This is a genomic window from Mesotoga infera (genome assembly GCA_011045915.1).
Lineage (GTDB): Bacteria > Thermotogota > Thermotogae > Petrotogales > Kosmotogaceae > Mesotoga > Mesotoga infera_D.
Genome location: DSBT01000134.1, coordinates 1 through 18,285, shown reverse-complemented (window position 1 = coordinate 18,285; position 18,285 = coordinate 1). Strand labels below are relative to the sequence as shown.

Below are 18,285 nucleotides of genomic sequence, written 5' to 3'. Positions count from 1 at the left end.
GACCTCTCATCAAAGGCACTTATGGACACCCCTCATCGAAAAACTATCTCAACCAGATTTTAACACAAGATATCTCTTCAACCGCATTGCGCACTATTGAAGAGGCAGCGGCTTCAGTTCTACAAGCGGCTAGTACAATTCGTCAAGATCGATCTCCTCCTCCGGACGTCCCCCTAGAAGAAAGCTCTCGATGTTCTTTATGGCGCCATTAACCATTGAATGCATTCTCTCCACTGACCAGCTTCCGACGTGCGGTGACATTACGACATTGGAAAACCTATGAATTGGATATCTCGATGGAAGTGTTGCAGGCCGATCGTTTGAGGGATAATCGTACCAGACATCTATTGCCGCACCGGCAAGAGTCCCGCTGTTCAGCGCATCGTAAAGTGCCTGCTCCTCGATTACCTTTCCCCTGCTCACATTGATCAGGTACTTGCCCTTCATCAGACTTAGAAGATCGGAACCGATGATCCCCGCTGTCTTTTTCGTCAGTGGAAGAGCAACGAAGACGAGATCACCGGCCCGAACGGCATCTTGAATGTCGTCTGTCACTCGCTTCACGTAAGGGAACTCGCCGCCGGGCGTTCTCTTGAATCCCGTTATTTCGCATTCAAAGCCGCTGATCAGTTTTGCTATCGCCTGCCCGATCTTGCCTAGACCGAGAATAGAGCACCGCTTCCCGATGATAGAGTACCAGGTCGCCTCCTTATTGGATGGCCGACCCAACCATACCCCCTGAGAAAGATCATTATGAAGCTCCACCACTCTTCCCGTAACAGCCAAGGCCAGAGCTATGGCCCTTTCAGCAACGACCTCTGCATTCTCATGGGTATTTGAGACTATGACACCACGTTCTTTTAGTCGTTCAAGAGGTAGACCGTCGACGCCAGTCCAGGGAACGACAACCATTCTGAGATTTCTGGCCTTATCGAGGTCGGCCTGCGAAAGATTTCCCTTCACTATTACCTCGGCATCGGAAATATGGGCTTTCGGGTCATCGTTGCTGGAGTGCGAGATGAAAGAATGTTCGGGGAATGCTCTTGCAAGCCCTTCAACCTTTCCTTCCCAGTATCTGTCAAGTCTATTAAGGAATAAGATCTTCACGTTTCTAACCTCCCAAGGGATCTAGCGCGAGAAAATCGGAGTTTGTATCGAATCAATCCATTCAGAGTCCGGATTTCATTCACAATATTGAACCCTATCTTCTCATAAAAACCGACGGCATCTTCGTCTGTCCACACTGCAAGAGTATCAATCATGAAGGAATTTATCATTGTCTTTATGAGTGCGCTGCCGAAGCCGTTCCTTCGCTTGTCTTTCCTGACGGCAAGATGCAGAAGCTCGGGCTCTTCGAGCTCATGGAGCTTCAAACCGGCTACAGCAACTATGCTTCCTCCCTGTCTCATAGCAAAGAGTCTTCTCTCTGGAGCCCTATACATCTTCAATACTTCGTCGGACTGCTCCGGTCTTCCCAGACAACCAGAAAAAACCTCTCTGAATCTTCTGGGAAGATTATCGAACTCTACTTCCTTAATCATGTTTCCAACTCCTCACTTCTGAATCCGCCGCCCGAGATCAAACTTTCTCAAGCGATATCTCGTGGTTGGTCTCACCTTAGTCTCTAATATCCTAGCGAAGACCAAGCAGAACCAGCTTCATTTTCCGATATGCTTGTATCTCATCTATTATTCTAACATTTTGTCAAACATGTTCAGCCAGCCAATACTCATAAGAATGAACGAATTCGGTTCCTATAGCGCTAAATAGGGCAACCAACACAACGCTGCCGTGATCGCTCTCCTTCTGATTCTTCTGCTTTCGCAATCTAGAGCTCCTGCAGTTAATCTCGCTCAGCAAGTAATTACAGTTCTATTAGGGTGTTTGGCCGGTCATAGGGAAGTGCTGAAACGAGTATAAGAGAAGCGCAAAACATCAGTTCGCTCATCTCATGTCATTTGTGATATGTATCTTCCTTATGAAATACACTCCCGAGGCGATCGCGATGCTGGAGATAACCAGAACGACCGGAAAGCCCAAAAACCGCAACACACTACCCAGGATCAGAGGAAGAAGAGCGGTCACTAGACTGAGCGCGCCCGATACACCTGTATACAAAGCCCTGTTCGTATTGCTGGAGATTTCTATAAGAAGCCACTCAAATCCGATCTTTCGTGCGCTCAAGGTGATCCCTGAAAGGAAAAAGACCATAAGATAGAAGTCCGGCGAGGTAGTGGAGAGAAAATATGCAATTAGTGGAATCGAACTGCCGATAATTGCACAGGTAATAAGCAGTCTCTTCAAACCTCTTCTCTTAAGAAAGCGATTCCACAGAATGCCTGCTCCAAGCATACCTATCATCTGAAACAAGAGAAAACTGCCCACATCGCTTCCCCACAACCCGAAGCTGTCTTTCGCCAAGAGAACATAGAAAGGGATCAATACTAATCCGAAACCTGTTAGATTATTGAAGACAATGTAGTTGAGGAGGTTAGCATCCTCTTTCAGTGTTTTCGGGATGCTTTTCATAATCTTCCAGAATCCAGGAATTTCAGTCCCGTGAACCTCCCTTTCGCGTACTCCAGTGAATCCAAGAGAAGCAACGAATAGCGAACTCCCTCCAATGAAGAACATCAGAGAGTAGTTCACCGGATAACTCACGTTTCCAACTATGTACTTCGCAACGAAGCCACCCAGAAGCGACAATGCGCTCCCTGCAATCTGTCTGTACGACATGAACCCGCGCCTATCCTCTTTCAATATTGACTGACCGAGCAAATGAGTGTAACTGATTCCCGCGAAGACGCCTCCAAAGGAAAAGACGGAGATTACGATAATAAGGAGTATGAGAAGAGCAGTCCCTACGATGGACGAAAGCAAGAGAAAGCCTATGGAGAAGAGAGCGCCGACTCTCAAATAGATGCCGAGAAGCAAATACGGTTTCTTCATCCGTTTCGACATAAGGTATCCGGCAAATACTAATTGAGCCAGAAGAGGAATCCCCGTCGAAATTGCTGTAACGAGACCTATTGCAAAGCTCCCTCCTCCCGCCGCCAAGATCATCGACGGAAGGACCGTATTCACCTCAACAAAGGCCATCGTCAGTGCAAGAAACGAGGCATGCCAGATAAACCCTAAGTAATGTCCTCTATCGCTCTCCAACTCTCACCTCGACGTTTGATTTGCAATTATCGCGTATCTGATAATAAAAAGTATATCATCCGAATAATTCGACCGAAAGTGAACCCTTACCCTGCAGAGATTTGAATCTACCTCGTTCGAAGCAATGAAAAGAGAATGTAGGTCTGTTAGAATTATTTAGCCGACTAAATACTTTTCACGTGAGGATTGAACGATGAAAGAGAGCGGAAAACTGGATAGACTACTGACGGATGTCTGCAGGGCTAACTTCATAACTAAGCGTTCTACTTTCTCGAGATTTGGTCTTCACAGAGGTCAGCCTCCACTGCTTTTTCTTCTCTTCGAAAAGGATGGAAGAACTGTGGGAGAGATTTCAAAGGCGATGGGGCTTTCTCCTGCCACAGTTAGCAAGATGATTCAAAGGATGGAGCTGTCCGGGTTCATCCACAAGAGGCAGGATAAATCGGATATGAGAGTCTTCAGGATCTACTTGACGGCAAAGAGCAGAGAGATCGAGGAAGAACTCGAGAGAACGATGCTTGACGTAGAAAGACAAATCTTTTCTGCCTTTTCTGCCGAAGAGCGCGATCTTCTAGAGCGGTTCTTGAAGAAACTGAAGGAAAGCCTCTCGAAGTGATAATCAAGACCTGACCTACCTAAACGATGGAATGAAGGGTGGAAGACTGGATGAAAATACTGTTCATATTTCTAAAACCTTACTGGATCTTCGTTGTTTTGGCTCCTCTGGCAATGTTTCTCGAAGTTGCGATAGATCTTTTTCAGCCAAAACTTCTTGAGGAAATCATTGATGTAGGTATCATGAATCAGAATCTTGACGTAGTAGTGAGCGCAGGAACGAAGATGCTTATAATCACCTTTATCGGTGTGCTGGGAGGAATCGCCTGCGTTATATTCTCTTCCTTGGCTGCCCAGAATGCCGGGGCAGACATACGTAGAAGTGTTTTCACAAAGGTTCAGTATCTGTCATTTACAAAACTTGACAAGTTCGGTACCGGCTCACTTATTACAAGAATCACAGACGACATAGTCCAGTTCCAGCAGTTCATAATGATTTTGCTGAGAATGTTTGTGAGAGCTCCGATGCTTTTCATAGGAAGCTTGATCATGTCCTTGCTGATTAGCTGGAAACTCTCTCTCATATTCCTGGTCGTCATTCCGCTCGTTACTTACCTGACTTTCGCGATCATGAAAAGGGTCTTGCCTCTTTTTTCGCGCGTTCAGCAGGAGATGGACAATGTCAATACACGGGTCAGGGACAATCTCCTGGGGATAAGAGTCGTCAAATTCTTCGCATCCTCCAAATTCGAATCCAGCAAGTTTGAAGATGCAAACGAGAAGTACACGCAAATAGCGATGAAGGCTGCGAGGACCATGGTTATCATCATGCCGCTTCTTTCTCTGATACTGAACCTTGGAATCGTCGCAGTGATATGGTTCGGAGGCATTCAGGTCGAAGCCGGAGGAATGCAGACGGGCCAGATAATGGCATTCGTAAACTATCTGGGAAGAATGCTTATGTCGATGATGATGATCGGAATGATGCTCATATTTGTCTCCAGAGCGCAGGCCTCAGCCAAACGAGTGGCCGAAGTCCTTGAAGAGAGCGAAGAAGAAGATGTGAAGGCAGGCATATCCCATGACCTTAGGGGTCCGATTGTCTTTGAGAATGTTGACTTCAGCTACGATAGGGGAGGCAACAAGATTCTCCACAATCTCAACTTCACAATAGATTAAGGTGAGACGGTCGCTTTTCTTGGCGATACAGGATCGGGTAAATCTTCACTGGTTAGTCTTCTGCCCCGGCTGTACGAAGTAGATTCCGGAAAAATCCTTCTGAATGGAATAGATATAAAGGAGATTTCGCGCCACGAGTTGAGAAAGAACATATCCATGGTATTCCAGGAAGCCGTTCTCTTCTCAGGCAAGATCAGGGACAACATAAGTTACGGAAGGCCGGGAGCCAGTGACGAAGAAATCGTAAAGGCAGCAGAAATTGCAAGAATCGCAGATTTTGTCAACACTCTTCCAGAGAAATTCGATGCCCGCCTGAGCCAGATGGCAACGAACCTCTCCGGCGGTCAGAAACAGAGAATGGCGATCGCGCGGGCCGTCGCGATGAGATCGCCAATAATAATATTTGATGACAGTACGAGCGCTCTCGATGCAAAGACGGAATCCGAGGTCATGAAGGCAATTGGTGAAGAGCTGGATTGTACAAAGATAATTATAGCTCAGAAGATAAGCTCAGTTGTAAATGCCGACCGGATATTCCTTCTAGATGATGGAAGGATAGCAGGAAGTGGAACCCACAAGCAACTGCTGAAAGAAAGCGATCTGTACAGAGATATCTACAGGTCTCAGTTTGGTGAGGTAGGTGAAGTGAATGCCTGAAAAGAAAGGAACACAACCCGAAGTCACCATGCCCGCAGGCCCAGGGCGAGGCGGACCGGGAGGTGGCAGAGCGAGACCCGTTCATAAGCCTAAGAACTCGAAAAAAACTGTCTTGAGACTTGTAGGATACTTCAGAGACGAGAAGAAAGGTCTGATGCTTGCAATGGCATTTACGATACTGGCTACCGGCGCCAGCGTCTTCGGCCCCTTTCTTTTGGGAGTGGCCATAGACGAGTATATGCTCGTGGGCGACATGATTGGTCTCGCAACGATTTCGATTGTCATGGCGGCAGTCTATATATCTTCATCTTTTTTCCTATGGCTCCAGGGCTACACTATGATTGGCGTAGCGCAGAGAAGCATAAGAAAACTCAGGCAAGACCTCTTCGACAAATTTCAGACGCTGCCGGTCAAGTTCTTCGATACGAAGCCTCATGGAGAGCTGATGAGTAGGCTGACCAACGATATAAACAACATTTCCCATACTCTTAGTGAAAGCGTTACTCAGCTAGTTAGCAGTCTTCTGACTCTTGTCGGGATAGTAATCATCATGTTTTTTCTCAATCCGATCCTGGCACTGGTGGCTATGTCTACCGTTCCATTCGTTATGGTTGTTACGGGTATAATAGCGAAACAGAGCAGAAAGAACTTCCTCGCTCAACAGAAAGCTCTTGGCGAACTCAACGGTTACGTCGAAGAGAGGATCTCCGGAGCCAAAGTCGTGAAAGCCTACGGCAGGGAAGAGTCGACCGTTCAAGAGTTCCAGACTATAAACGAGTCCTATCGTAGTTCTGCGATTATGGCCCAGATATTCGCGGGCTCCTTCGGACCGATCATGAATATGGTAAACAACTTTGGTTATGCAATAGTTGCCTTTGCCGGAGGATGGATGTCCGTGAAGGGGATAGTCTCTGTTGGATTGGTCGCCAGTTTCATCGTATATGTCGGCCAGTTCAATCGACCGATAAATCAGATAGCCCAGATGTTCAATGCGATTCAGGCAGCTCTTGCGGGGGCAGAGAGGGTATTCGAAATCCTTGACGAAAAGGGAGAAAAGAGAGCAGAAGAGACATTCTTCCCGCAGAAAATTGAGGGAGAAGTCAGGTTCGAAGAAGTTGACTTCAGTTACGACGGAAAGACCAGCGTATTGAAGGATGTCTCTCTCTCGGCCGAACCTGGTCAAATCGTCGCTCTAGTGGGGCCAACTGGAGCGGGGAAGACCACAATCGTGAACCTCCTCACAAAGTTCTACGACATAGAGTACGGAAAAATCATGATAGACGGTCATGATATATCGAGCTTCGACAGAGAGCAGCTTAGGAGAGAGCTCGGCATTGTTCTGCAGGATACACAGCTGTTTATGGGTACCATAAAGGACAATATTCGTTATGGAAGACAAGACGCTTCGGATGAAGAGATAATAGAGGCCGCAAAGATGGCAAATGCCCACCACTTCATAATGGGACTGCCGGAGGGGTATGAAACGGTTCTATCCTCTAACGGGGACACCATCAGCCGCGGTCAGCGGCAGTTGCTGGCGATCGCCCGGATAATGCTCATAGATCCCCAGATACTCATACTCGATGAAGCCACAAGCAATGTCGACACCAGAACGGAGATGCACATCCAGGAGGCGATGCGGAATCTTATGAAGAGCCGCACGAGCTTCGTTGTGGCTCACAGACTCAGTACAATCAAGAACGCAGACAGAATTTACGTGATCGACAATGGAAGAATAAGAGAAAGCGGCACTCACGATGAACTGATCCGTATGAAGGGCTTCTATCACAGCCTCTATACAACGCAGCTTGCCCTTCCGGGACATGATGTGGCTTGAGCGCAGCCCGATGATATAATGCAGCATAGAAGAGCATTTTCGGCAAGGCCAGCCTGCCAGGAATGTTTTCGGCGCTGCACGAATATTTGATCTTTGTTTCGACTAGAGCGAAATCTATCGCTAGACATCAGGAGGAGTCATGGAACATGCAGTTAGATTCGAAGAGATCACGGAGGAGACGGTGCTCGATGCTATCCGCTTGAGTGGCACGCTGCTCGAAGGACAGGAAAGGGCCGTGGCCTCAAATGCAGTTTCGATAGCTCAAGCCCACTTCGCAAAGAACGCCTGGTTTCGGGCGATCTATGCTGGAGATGACATGGTGGGCTTCATTATGCTGGATTTCACGCCCGATCCGAGAATGAAAGATTTTAAGCATGCCTCTATGTGGCGCTTCATGATCGGCGGCAAGTATCAGAAGATGGGATATGGAAGAGACGCTATCCTCTTGTTGATTGAGTATCTCAAGGCCCAGGGTTACGAGAAACTCTTCACCTCATGCGTCGTCAATGAACCTTCTCCGCTCCAGTTCTACCTGAAGCTGGGCTTCGTCGATACTGGCGAGTGGGACGATGATGAAAAGATACTGATGAGAGACCTCTAGTAACCGGCTTTGGGAAAGAGATAGTCGTTGACCCTATCGAGCTTTCCTGCCATCGTTGTAAGCTGATCGGCTTTCAGCGATACTTCATATGCCAGTGTAAGGAGACCTACGGCATCCAGCACATAAGAGAGCTTCGACAGCTCCTCTGCAATATCGCCGAGGACGGGGTTTTTGTACTCCATGAGCCTCAAAAGCTCTACAGTCAGAGGAACCGTCTCTTCGAAGATCTCGAGGATCGTTTCCCAGTTGTCTATTCTCTCATGCTCTCCGAGCACCTCGAACGACCAGTCTTGCAGAGGTCCCATCACTTCACTTCTCATGCTTGCGAAATCCCTGTTCATACTCCAGCTCGCAGCGCAGAGATCGAGATCTGAAATTGACAGTGAAGCCAGACGAGCCGCCCCCGACAGCGACTCCTCAAGCTCTCTTATTACCGGTTTTGCGAAATTGCGGTAAGTGAGGTCGGTATAGACTACCTGCCGGATTTCATCCCTGACGCTTCCCTCATCCGAGTCTTCGCCGCCTCTTACCCATCCGACCATGTCGCCCTTTATTAGACTCAGAAGCTCCTCGGCCTTTGAAGGATCGGAAAGGTATGCCCTGAGCTTATCTTTCACGGCCTCAAGCACATCGTCGAGCAGGTCGTTTTTCACATAATCTACGAATTCATCCAGCAGCGCTTCGATTGATATCTGCTGTGCCACGCCGCTCCAGTTACCCGAGATAATGTCGGCGATGATCGAAGCGGTGGAGAGTATTATGTTCTTTGCAGAAGATATCATTGCGGCCACTTCCTCTGCATGCTGAACTATGCTCCTCGTATCACGCACCATCTGCAGTAGATCACTCTCTACTCTCTCCGATTCAATTGCCGCAAGGACATTCCATTGAGAAATGCCCCCCACGGATACGTAGAATCTCTTCATAGCTTCCATTTCCCTTAGGTTCAGTCCGTCAGAAGAGATTTCATTTATCCAGTGCAAAGACTTTTCGGCAAACTCTTTGGATTCATTCACGGCGATCTCGTTGCTTACAAATTCATCCATGAGGCCTCTGATCTTAACCGACTCGAGAAATGCATCGCCCGTATGGGCAACAACAAAATCCGGTAACGCTTCTCCCTAAACGAATGAAATCTTTCCTGAGCCTTTCAGTCGAAGTGTTGAATAGCTGTAAGAGCTTCTTCCATATCCATAGAGTCTGTAGAGGTACTCTCCCGGATCGACCGACCGCAGTTGCAGAACACCATCCTTCATTACATAGGTTTCGCTGAATGCTTTCAGGTCGCCTAACTCTCTCAGCAAATCCATTTCCAAGGCTTTGTCGGGCAAAGCATTGCCCTCTTCGTCGAGAACGGGAAGATGGTAGTCCTCTGAACTCTGGAGATAGCCTTCTTCATCGAAAAATGGCGAATACGACAAAGAGGCATGTTCATCACCCCATTTCACGTCCACTTCAACTTCGAACTCTTGTTTCCGATAGTACTTTGTGATCTCATCAAGACCGGAACTCCATGAGAGGTAATAAATCGATTCAGAAACGGGCAGTGCGTCGACTTCGATGAGATCCTGTTCGAATGGCCAGCCCAGAAAAACGGCTCCTGCCAGATAGTTGAAATTCGATTCGCTCAACGCGCAGTTTATGAGCCTGTCATAATTCTCCATGTGAGCCAGAGCAGACTCCTCGGGCTGGAAGTATTCCAGCTCAATGTCCCTTTCCTCCAGCGCGATTTCTACGGCTCTTTTCGTGGCAACACTGCCTCCGGCGAAGTACCAGAATGGTCCGTAAACAGTCTCCGGAAGAGTGTCTGTAATGACCACCATAACTGCCCTGGAGTCTTCACGGAATTCAAGCTGACTTCCGAAGAGGATTGCGTCATAACTCCAGGTGTTTATGTGCCATTCGCCGGCCGTTTCGATTTCCTCGATAGCGAGAAGAAGTTCGTCCCTTTCCATAACTCCGTAGAATGGATGGTCCGGTGACTTTCTTCCGGGCTCTTCCAGTGACGATGCTTCAAAGAGCAAAACCGCCACCCTGAAATCACTTGCATCCTCTTCGAGTCGATTCACGAATTCCTTCAGTTCTGACTTGATCGACTCGATTTGATCCGCCATTGAGCCAGTCGCATCGATCAGGAAGACCAGATCGATTTTCGAGGAAGATACTGAACTTTCCCAGAATCCAATGCCACCAAACTGGTCTTCTCTCTGCTCCGGAGCAATTTCGGCCTTTGACAAGACATCCCGTACTCGTCTACGAGAGTCTCGGTTATGGTGAAGTCTTCAATTGAGAGTCCCGTGACGGGGATCTCTCCATCTTTGACACTGACGGCGCAGCAAACTTCGTGAATACCATTGTAGCTGAAATCCCATATTTGCCAGCTTTTCAGTTCAAGTGTTCTGGAATAAGCAGTTGGGGTTAAGAGAAGAGAGAATAACAGAAACAGGAAGCCTATCCTTTTCATTTGTTCCACCTCCAGATCGATTGATCAGAGGAGAAGACAAAGAGAACTACTCTCTGTAAGAATATTCTAGCAGATCAACTCAAACAAACGACCATCTCGAGAGCCAGGTGATTTCACTTGTTCCCCACAAAAAAGAGACAGACCCTGATGGGCCTGCTCTGGTCAGGAAGCGGGGACTTGAACCCCGGACCTCTGGTTCCCGAAACCAGCGTTCTACCAACTGAACTACTTCCTGTCTCGAGAATTCTATCACGTGTCGTCTTCACTTTCAAGAACGGAATTCCCTTCTATGAAGGCACTGCCAACCACGCGATCCTCTATATAGAACACGGCCAGCTGGCCGGGGGCGACTGCCCACACTTTTTCCGGGAAGTGCACTCTGAGCCTGTTGTTGGCCAGAACGCTGACGCTGGCAGGTACAGCTCTCATCGAACTTCTAATCATGCAGAAGCATTCAAATTCATCATCTGGATCAATGTACCAGTTTGGATCCCTTGCAGTCAGCGAGTCTGAAAGCAGACTCTCTCTCTGGGCTAGGACTAGCCTGTTCCTTTCGAGATCTAGACTCTTGACGTAATAGCGTTCTCCTTCGGAGACTCCGAGGCCCTTTCTCTGACCGATGGTGTATCCTGACAATCCGTAATGTCTTCCCAAAAGATTTCCGTTTTCATCCGTAATGAGTCCCGGCTTTCCCTCAATTCCCCTCGATTTCAGAAAGCTTCTGTAGTCTCCGTCGGGAATGAAACAGATCTCCTGAGAGTCCTTCTTCGAATGGACGGGAAGATCAACTACCGAAGCTTCTTGTCTGACTTCTTCCTTCGTCATTTCTCCGAGAGGAAAGATGATGTCGTGCAGTTTGCGCTTCCCGATTCTCGAAAGGAAATACGACTGATCTTTCGCTCTGTCAAACGCTCTTGACAAAAACATCTGGTCACCGAGGGAGGCAAGTCTTGCGTAATGGCCTGTGGCTATCTTCTCCTCACCGAAAGAGAACATACGCTCTAGAAGCAATCCGAATTTTATCGAATCGTTGCACACGACGCATGGATTTGGCGTCTCCCCGCTCATATAGGAATTGGCGAAGTAATCGAGTATTCTTCTGAACTCCTCGCGCAAATCTACAATCTTCAGCTCAATGCGAAGATGATCGGCAACAACTTTTGCATCGTCGAGAGCCGCGTTCGAGAGCGGGTTTCCCTCAAGAACTATCATGTGATAACCAATTACGCAGTTTCCCTGTCTAATCAATCGACCGGCCGCGACGGCGCTGTCGACACCTCCGCTCAATGCAATACCAATTTTCATCTACATCACCATCACTATGTTAACAGTTGTTTTTGGCTCAAGTGTTTCCAAAGGGTATAATGTCATTGAGATATATTTCTTCGAGTTTCTGGATTGAATCGGTGATCGGGCGCCTGTGGCTGGCAATTGGGGATTATGGGCCGGGTTTTGAAGAGAGAGATCTTTTTGGAGGCGATTTTCGCTGTTTCTATTTCATCTTGCATCAATTCTTTGCAAAAGATGAAAGAGAGGTTCTTGGTAATGAAAGCATGTTGATTTACAATCACTTTATCTTCTATAAGGAGGGGTATTATGAAGAAAACTTTGCTAGTATTGCTCGTGCTGCTGATTTCCGTTGGCTTTGCATTTGGAGTCAAGTATGTGGTCGGCACAAGCGCAGATTTTCCACCATTTGAATATGTAGAGAATGGAGAGTTCGTGGGGTTCGACATTGATCTCATCAAAGCGATCGCCGATGAGATGGGGTTTGAGATCGAAATAAGAGATATGAGCTTCGATTCTCTTATTGCGGCTCTGGTATCTGGAAATCTCGATCTCGTCGTCTCTGGAATGACGATTACTTCTGAAAGAGAAGAAGTGGTCTCTTTCTCGAAACCTTATTGGACAGCCGATCAGAGCGTAGTTGTGAGAGAAGACAGTGAAATGACTGTGACGGTTCTCTTCGGGAAGCATAACGTTGGAGTTCAGACGGGTACGACCGGAGATCTCTGGGTCGAGGAGAATCTTGTCCAGCCAAAGATCCTTACGGGTGATTTCAAGAGATACGACACATACATTCTTGCAATGACCGACCTGGTCAACAAGAACATCGATGCAATAGTCCTTGACGCACCTGTAGCAGAGAGCTTTGCAGAGGTCAGACCGGTGAAGATCGTTGGAGTCATCAAGACTTACGAAGACTATGGTATTGCAGTAAACAAGGCAAACGTGGAACTACTGGATCTTATAAACGAAGGCATTTCGAGACTTGAGGAGTCCGGAAAGCTTAATGAACTGAACCTCAAGCACTTCTGATTGAAGGGCGGAGGAAGTCATAGATAAACTCGGATTAATAGTTGATTCTTTGCCCGCACTCCTCAAAGGAATGTGGGTGACACTTCAAATCACTTTTTTGACTCTGGGGTTGGGCCTTATTCTGGCCCTCCCCATTTCTTTTGGCCAGGGCTACGGAAACAAGTGGATAAAGGCCTTCATTGCGGGCTATGAAAAGATCCTCAGAAGCATTCCGGAACTGGTAATTCTCTTTCTAATATTCTATGGGTTTCCGAGAATTGGAGTCAGATTCTCTCCATTTGTCGCTGTAGTAATTGGACTGGGCTTCAGATCCTCCGCCTATCAATCACAGATCTTCCGGGGAGCCATAAACTCTGTCAGCTCGGCTCAAATGAGAGCTGCCAGATCCCTGGGAATGACCAACCTGAAGGGGTTCATAAATGTTGTTCTTCCACAGGCAGTAAGGATCGCTCTACCGCCATGGACAAACGAGTTCACGATAGTCCTTAAGGACTCGTCTCTCGCCTATGCGCTTGGAGTGACAGAGCTTCTTCGCCAGGGTGGATACATTATTGCCACCAAGTATGAACCGATGCTTATCTATCTCACGGTTGCCGCCATGTACTTCATAGTGACAATAATCATCAACAGGACTCTGGGAAGCGTCGAAAAGCGGCTTGCTATACCTGGATTCGATGTAATGGAGACGGTAAGATGAGCGATAACAGAGTCGTGCTTAGGGTTGAGAACCTTAAGAAATCTTTCGGTGGCAAGGAAGTTCTCAAGGGCGTTTCCTTCAATATGAATGAAGGCGAGACCAAAGTGATAATCGGTCCCAGCGGAACCGGCAAGAGCACTCTGCTCTCCTGCATAAACATGCTTGTAACTCCAGATGAAGGCAAGATCTGGTTAGAAGAGGAAGAAGTGACTTCTGCAAAGAACATTAACAGGATTCGTCAGGAGATAGGTTTTGTATTCCAGGACTTTGGTCTCTTCAATCATCTTACGGCCCTCAGGAATGTCATGGTCGGCTTGACCAAGGTCAAGAAGGTGGAAAAAGAAAAAGCAAGAGAACTGGCAATGAAGGAACTCAAGAGAGTTGGTCTAGAGCGAGAAGCGAAGATGTATCCCGCACAACTCTCGGGTGGTCAGAAGCAAAGAGTGGGCATCGCGCGCGCTCTCGCAATGCAGCCGAAGATAATACTTTTCGACGAGCCCACGTCGGCTCTCGACCCTGAACTGATCGGGGAAGTTCTCTCTGTTATGAAGAATCTTGCTGAAAGCGGGATGACTATGCTTGTTGTAACTCATGAAATGGGGTTCGCCAGAACCGTTTCAGATGAGATCATCTTCATGGAGCACGGCCACATAGTCGAACAGAGCTCTCCTGAAGAGATGTTCAAGAATCCCAAGAATGCGAGAACAAAGGAATTTCTCTTTAAGCTCAACGAGCTCTACGGGGAGTGAATGAATTGGAGAGAATGTGGAAGATAGTCTCCGACAACTGGCCGAAACTTCTTGAGGGCCTGGGAGTTACTCTTGAGATGACAATGATAGCCGTAGTGATTGGATTTGTTATCGGCGTGGTCTTAGCCATCGCAAGAGTATACGGTAACAAGTTTTTCTACGGCATTTCGACCGCTATCATAGAGGTGATTAGGGGTACGCCGCTCCTGGTTCAGCTCTTCATTCTATACTATGGCCTTCCACCGCTTGGAGTGAACCTGTCGCCCTTCACAGCAGCGATAATCGGCTTTGCGATAAACAGCGGCTGCTACCAAGCCGAATATCTCAGAGGATCAATACAGTCGATTGCTGGCAATCAGATGAAGGCCGCGAGATCTCTTGGAATGACAAAGAGACAGGCAATACTGCAGGTTATAATGCCTCAAGCCTTTAGAAGGGTCATTCCAGCGTGGACAAATGAATTCATTTACCTGCTGAAATACACTTCATTGGCCTATATAGTCGGTGCTCCTGAACTGATGGCACAGGCGAAGTTCATTGCTTCGAGAAACTTCCAGTTCTTCGAAGTATATCTCGTTGTTGCAGTAATATATCTAGTAGTGGTTCTCTTCTTCACAAAGCTTTTCAGCATTCTGGAGAAAAAAGTGGAGATTCCCGGTCTTGAATGGGTTAGATAGGCACGTTCTGCCTCACATCGAGAGTCGCAGACTTGCCAGCTTAAGGTTTTTCCAATATAATCTTAACCGTTAAAGCGGAACTCTACCGGAGGTGAGTCAGTGCAAATCGACGGAGAACATTTGAGGCTCCAGGATATCTTCCGTGTCGCGTTCGACAATGAGCCCTGTACTATCGGGGAAAGCGCAGCCAGGCTTCTGGACGAGAGGCGAAAATCTCTTGAGATCGTTAGCAAAGAGAAAACTATATACGGAGTTAACACTGGATTCGGAATTCTTGCCGATCATCGAATCTCTACGGAAAATATCGATTCCCTTCAGAAAAACATAGTTCTCTCCCATGCCGCCGGTGTCGGAAAGCCCGTTAAGCAAGAACTCGTAAGGGCCATAATGTTGGTTAGGGCCAATTCTCTCCTGAAAGGATATTCTGGGGTAAGAAAGTGCGTAGTTCAAAGGATTCTGGATCTTCTCAACAATGGCATCACCCCTCTGGTACCCGAAAAAGGCTCCGTGGGAGCCAGCGGAGACCTTGCTCCCCTGGCACACATCGCTATGACGCTTATAGGTGAAGGAGAGTGTTTCCTGGACGGGAAGTTGGTTTCCACCTCTTGGGCTCTGGAGAGTAGGAAACTTCAGCCTCTCGTACTGAAATCAAAAGAGGGTCTAAGCCTTCTCAACGGAACTGCGTTCATGGCGGGAATCAGCGCCTGTGCTACATATACTGCGACACAGCTCTTTGAACTGGCAATTTTTGTTGCAGCCATGTCTGTCGATGCACTTATGGGAAGCACTTCACCCTTCGACGAGAGAATTCAGGAGGCAAGAAGACATCCAGGTCAGAATTATGTGGCCAGAAGACTTCGAGAGGCGCTCAAAGGAAGCGAGATCAGAACCTCCCATCTGGACTGCGACCGGGTTCAAGACGCCTACACGCTGAGGACGATTCCCCAAGTGTATGGGGCGGTGAAAGATACTATCGATTATGTTAGCTCAGTCCTGAAGATAGAAGTCAATTCCGCAACGGACAACCCGCTGATTTTCGAGAACGGAGACGCAATTTCCGGAGGCAACTTCCACGGAGAACCAGTCGCGCTGGCCGCAGATTTTCTCTCGATTGCCTTGACAGACATGGGCAACATGATCGAGAGGCGAATAGATAGACTTGTGAATCCGAAACTCAACGACCTTCCGGCCTTCCTGACCAGCGGAGAGGAGGGACTTAACTCCGGCTACATGCTATGGCAGTACACTGCAGCGGCACTCGCTTCCGAAAACAAAACGCTCGCGCACCCCGCCTCCGCAGACTCGATTCCCACTTCAGGCTTTCAGGAGGACCACGTGAGCATGGGAGCCTGGGGAGCAAGAAAGCTCTGGAAAATAGTAGACAACGTTGCGACTCTGATCTCCATAGAGGCGCTTCTGGCCTTCAGAGCGCTTTCCTTCAGACACCCAAAAAGGTCCAGTGCGGTAATTGAAGATTTCTTTAAGGATATCGAGGAGATAGTTCCCGATCATGTGGAAGATCGTTATTTCGGAAAGGAGTTTTCTGATGTGAGAAGACTTCTCTTCAGGAAATCTGGATTGTCGAATCTCCAGGACCCGTTGTTTACTACTCAACGTTCATCTGAAAGACCGTCATAGGAGGAAGCTCAATTTGACAGAAGAGTTATTTGGTTCCAGTCGGGAGAAAGACAGAAAAGAGGACGTCGTTCGTCCTCTTATAAATATCTGGTGCCGGGGGCGGGACTTGAACCCGCACAGGCGGTATGCCCACATGAACCTGAATCATGCGTGTCTGCCAATTTCACCACCCCGGCATCGCACAAATAGTAGTTTATCATTCGCTGTGAGAGGTGTCAAGAGTCGATGAAAGAAAAAGCTGTACTTTTGGCTGTTCGAGAGATGCTTACTATTATTGTAACGCTTTTCGCTGCAGGGCTGCTTCTGGGTTCTGACGGGAAGGCAGGAACCATAGCGCTTTTCTTGAACGATCCCGCTTACGAATTTAAGCTCTCGCCAATTGAACGCTCTATGGCCGAACAGGGTATTGAATACACAATTTTCAAGATTTTCGATGATGAACTCCCGGAAGACGAGACCGAGTACGCGGCATTAATAATTGCTGGCGGCGATTCTATGAGGAATTATATTGACTGGAACGACAACGTCTACCAGGGCGGAGAGATGATTCTCAGAGGTGATGTTCCGATACTGGGTATTTGCCTCGGTCACCAGATAATTTCCAGGGTATTCGGCTCAGTTCTCTACTACAGCGATGAACGCCGCTGGCACGAGTTGACTTTTCTGAAAGACGATGAAATCCTTGACGGCTTTGAAAACGGCCTTCTTGTATGGGAGAACCATGCCTATGCAGTTGCCTCCATTCCAGATCAATTTGAACTCTTCGCAAGAGGAAATGTCACTCCTATCCAGATGATGAAGCACAAAGAGAAGGAGATCTACGGTGTTCAATTTCACCCGGAGACACAGGGCGGCTTTCTGCGGAATCCGCCAGGCTGGCAGCTTATAAAGAATTTCGCGAAAATTGCAGGAGCCAGTGTCGTGGATCCTCCTTTGCCCGAAGACGGGCGCAAGGTCTTCCCTTACTGATCCGACTCGACTGCAACAGAATTCGAATTTGGGCCTTTCGCCTTTACGAAGGAGACTCATAATCGGAGAAAAAATTGGAGATAATCGCGCTTGATCCCGAATCGCTTTCCAGAAGGACCGTAAGATATTGTTATTCCAGCGAGAGATACTACGATCTCGTTATCAAAAACGATTCAGACCGATGGACGGTTGATCTCTTCTTGAAGGAATTCCCGGCTCCATTCTTGAAAGAGGAATCCTACAATCTCCTCGATCCTTTTAAAGAGCATCCGATAGCGTACGGAGCCTTCGACAGCTGCAAGGAACTGGGTCTAATTCTCTTCGGAAGAGAGTGGAACAATTTGCTTCGCATCTGGGACATTCTGGTCTGGGAGGAGAACCGGCGAATGGGAGTCGGAAAGAAATTGATGGATGCAGCAAGAGACTACGCAATCACTTCTGGCATGAGACGCCTGGTTCTCGAGACTCAAAACTGCAACTATCGGGCCATCTCCTTCTACCTGAAATACGGTTTCGAATTGGCCGGTTTCGATACTGCCTGTTATTCAAACGAAGATATTGAAAGACGCGAGGTCCGCCTCGAGTTTCACTATCTTCTCTAGATCAAATGCAGGCATTCAGAAAGTCTCTCTTCTCAACATCCGCCAGTCTGCAAAAAGACATCTATACAGTAATTCACATACATCAAATGACCTTAATTCAATTTGCTCCAGAATCTCTAACCGCTGAATATCGTTGAAACAAGGAAGGCCGCGTAGATTATCAGGAGCATAGCTCCTCT

Annotated in this window: 13 protein-coding genes, 2 tRNA genes and 3 pseudogenes; 11 read left to right on the top strand and 7 right to left on the bottom strand. The window is 47.8% G+C overall.

Going from position 1 to position 18,285, the window contains the following annotated elements; genetic code table 11:
* Positions 1-129 precede the first annotated feature (129 nt).
* The 3 genes from ENN47_05040 to ENN47_05030 all read right to left on the bottom strand — a co-directional run bounded on the left by ENN47_05040 (position 130) and on the right by ENN47_05030 (position 3,162).
* Positions 130-1,107, bottom strand: a complete 978-nt coding sequence (locus ENN47_05040) for a hydroxyacid dehydrogenase (GenBank protein ID HDP77544.1) — start codon at positions 1,105-1,107, stop codon at positions 130-132.
* Complete coding sequence (locus tag ENN47_05035; GenBank protein HDP77543.1) at positions 1,104-1,541, bottom strand: N-acetyltransferase; 438 nt, start codon at positions 1,539-1,541, stop codon at positions 1,104-1,106. The genes ENN47_05040 and ENN47_05035 overlap by 4 nt, the downstream gene beginning before the upstream one ends.
* Positions 1,542-1,944: 403 nt before the next feature.
* Positions 1,945-3,162, bottom strand: coding sequence for an MFS transporter (locus tag ENN47_05030; GenBank protein ID HDP77542.1), 1,218 nt, complete (start codon positions 3,160-3,162; stop codon positions 1,945-1,947).
* A gap of 193 nt (positions 3,163-3,355) precedes the next feature.
* On the opposite strand from ENN47_05030, the gene ENN47_05025 reads away from it, so the two are divergent.
* The 4 genes and pseudogenes from ENN47_05025 (at position 3,356) to ENN47_05010 (ending at position 7,991) form a co-directional block, all read left to right on the top strand.
* On the top strand, positions 3,356-3,778 hold the full coding sequence (locus ENN47_05025) for a MarR family transcriptional regulator (protein ID HDP77541.1): 423 nt from the start codon (positions 3,356-3,358) through the stop codon (positions 3,776-3,778).
* A gap of 50 nt (positions 3,779-3,828) precedes the next feature.
* Positions 3,829-5,553 (top strand): annotated as a pseudogene (locus tag ENN47_05020) (ABC transporter ATP-binding protein).
* Between the two features lie 28 nt (positions 5,554-5,581).
* Positions 5,582-7,390 carry an ABC transporter ATP-binding protein gene (locus tag ENN47_05015; protein ID HDP77540.1) on the top strand — a complete coding sequence of 603 codons (1,809 nt, stop codon included), beginning with the start codon at positions 5,582-5,584 and terminating at the stop codon, positions 7,388-7,390.
* Between the two features lie 139 nt (positions 7,391-7,529).
* Positions 7,530-7,991 (top strand): GNAT family N-acetyltransferase, encoded by a 462-nt coding sequence (locus tag ENN47_05010; GenBank protein ID HDP77539.1) that lies wholly within the window; start codon positions 7,530-7,532, stop codon positions 7,989-7,991.
* Here the strand turns inward: ENN47_05010 and ENN47_05005 are convergent.
* From ENN47_05005 to mnmA, 3 genes and pseudogenes are all read right to left on the bottom strand, one after another.
* Positions 7,988-10,455: pseudogene (locus ENN47_05005) on the bottom strand (VWA domain-containing protein). The gene ENN47_05010 and the pseudogene ENN47_05005 overlap by 4 nt on opposite strands.
* 159 nt (positions 10,456-10,614) lie before the next feature.
* Positions 10,615-10,690 (bottom strand) — tRNA-Pro (locus tag ENN47_05000).
* A gap of 14 nt (positions 10,691-10,704) precedes the next feature.
* Positions 10,705-11,778, bottom strand: a pseudogene (mnmA, locus tag ENN47_04995) (tRNA 2-thiouridine(34) synthase MnmA).
* A 273-nt stretch (positions 11,779-12,051) separates the two neighbouring features.
* Here mnmA and ENN47_04990 point away from each other — a divergent pair.
* From ENN47_04990 to hutH, 5 genes are all read left to right on the top strand, one after another.
* Positions 12,052-12,774 carry a basic amino acid ABC transporter substrate-binding protein gene (locus tag ENN47_04990; GenBank protein ID HDP77538.1) on the top strand — a complete coding sequence of 241 codons (723 nt, stop codon included), beginning with the start codon at positions 12,052-12,054 and terminating at the stop codon, positions 12,772-12,774.
* Positions 12,775-12,823: 49 nt separating this feature from the next.
* Positions 12,824-13,471 (top strand): amino acid ABC transporter permease, encoded by a 648-nt coding sequence (locus ENN47_04985; GenBank protein HDP77537.1) that lies wholly within the window; start codon positions 12,824-12,826, stop codon positions 13,469-13,471.
* Positions 13,468-14,220 carry an amino acid ABC transporter ATP-binding protein gene (locus tag ENN47_04980; protein ID HDP77536.1) on the top strand — a complete coding sequence of 251 codons (753 nt, stop codon included), beginning with the start codon at positions 13,468-13,470 and terminating at the stop codon, positions 14,218-14,220. The genes ENN47_04985 and ENN47_04980 overlap by 4 nt, the downstream gene beginning before the upstream one ends.
* Before the next feature lie 14 nt (positions 14,221-14,234).
* Complete coding sequence (locus ENN47_04975) at positions 14,235-14,897, top strand: amino acid ABC transporter permease (GenBank protein ID HDP77535.1); 663 nt, start codon at positions 14,235-14,237, stop codon at positions 14,895-14,897.
* Positions 14,898-14,996: 99 nt separating this feature from the next.
* The gene (gene hutH, locus ENN47_04970; protein ID HDP77534.1) at positions 14,997-16,535 is read left to right on the top strand and encodes a histidine ammonia-lyase; all 1,539 of its coding nucleotides are present in this window, start codon (positions 14,997-14,999) and stop codon (positions 16,533-16,535) included.
* Between the two features lie 88 nt (positions 16,536-16,623).
* On the opposite strand, the gene ENN47_04965 is transcribed toward hutH, so the two are convergent.
* Positions 16,624-16,711: transfer RNA gene (locus ENN47_04965), tRNA-Leu, on the bottom strand.
* Between the two features lie 49 nt (positions 16,712-16,760).
* On the opposite strand from ENN47_04965, the gene ENN47_04960 reads away from it, so the two are divergent.
* Both ENN47_04960 and ENN47_04955 read left to right on the top strand, forming a co-directional pair.
* Entirely contained in the window at positions 16,761-17,504 is a 744-nt protein-coding gene (locus tag ENN47_04960; GenBank protein ID HDP77533.1) for a glutamine amidotransferase, read from the top strand.
* 161 nt (positions 17,505-17,665) lie between these two features.
* Entirely contained in the window at positions 17,666-18,106 is a 441-nt protein-coding gene (locus tag ENN47_04955) for a GNAT family N-acetyltransferase (GenBank protein ID HDP77532.1), read from the top strand.
* Positions 18,107-18,285 lie beyond the last annotated feature (179 nt).

Bases quoted from the DNA above. Each gene is read 5' to 3' on its own strand.
- ENN47_04990 (HDP77538.1), top strand. From the start codon at position 12,052: ATGAAGAAAACTTTGCTAGTATTGCTCGTGCTGCTGATTTCCGTTGGC.
- ENN47_05025 (HDP77541.1), top strand. From the start codon at position 3,356: ATGAAAGAGAGCGGAAAACTGGATAGACTACTGACGGATGTCTGCAGG.
- ENN47_04975 (HDP77535.1), top strand. From the start codon at position 14,235: ATGTGGAAGATAGTCTCCGACAACTGGCCGAAACTTCTTGAGGGCCTG.
- ENN47_05015 (HDP77540.1), top strand. From the start codon at position 5,582: ATGCCCGCAGGCCCAGGGCGAGGCGGACCGGGAGGTGGCAGAGCGAGA.
- ENN47_05010 (HDP77539.1), top strand. From the start codon at position 7,530: ATGGAACATGCAGTTAGATTCGAAGAGATCACGGAGGAGACGGTGCTC.
- ENN47_04960 (HDP77533.1), top strand. From the start codon at position 16,761: ATGAAAGAAAAAGCTGTACTTTTGGCTGTTCGAGAGATGCTTACTATT.
- ENN47_04980 (HDP77536.1), top strand. From the start codon at position 13,468: ATGAGCGATAACAGAGTCGTGCTTAGGGTTGAGAACCTTAAGAAATCT.
- ENN47_05035 (HDP77543.1), bottom strand. From the start codon at position 1,541: ATGATTAAGGAAGTAGAGTTCGATAATCTTCCCAGAAGATTCAGAGAG.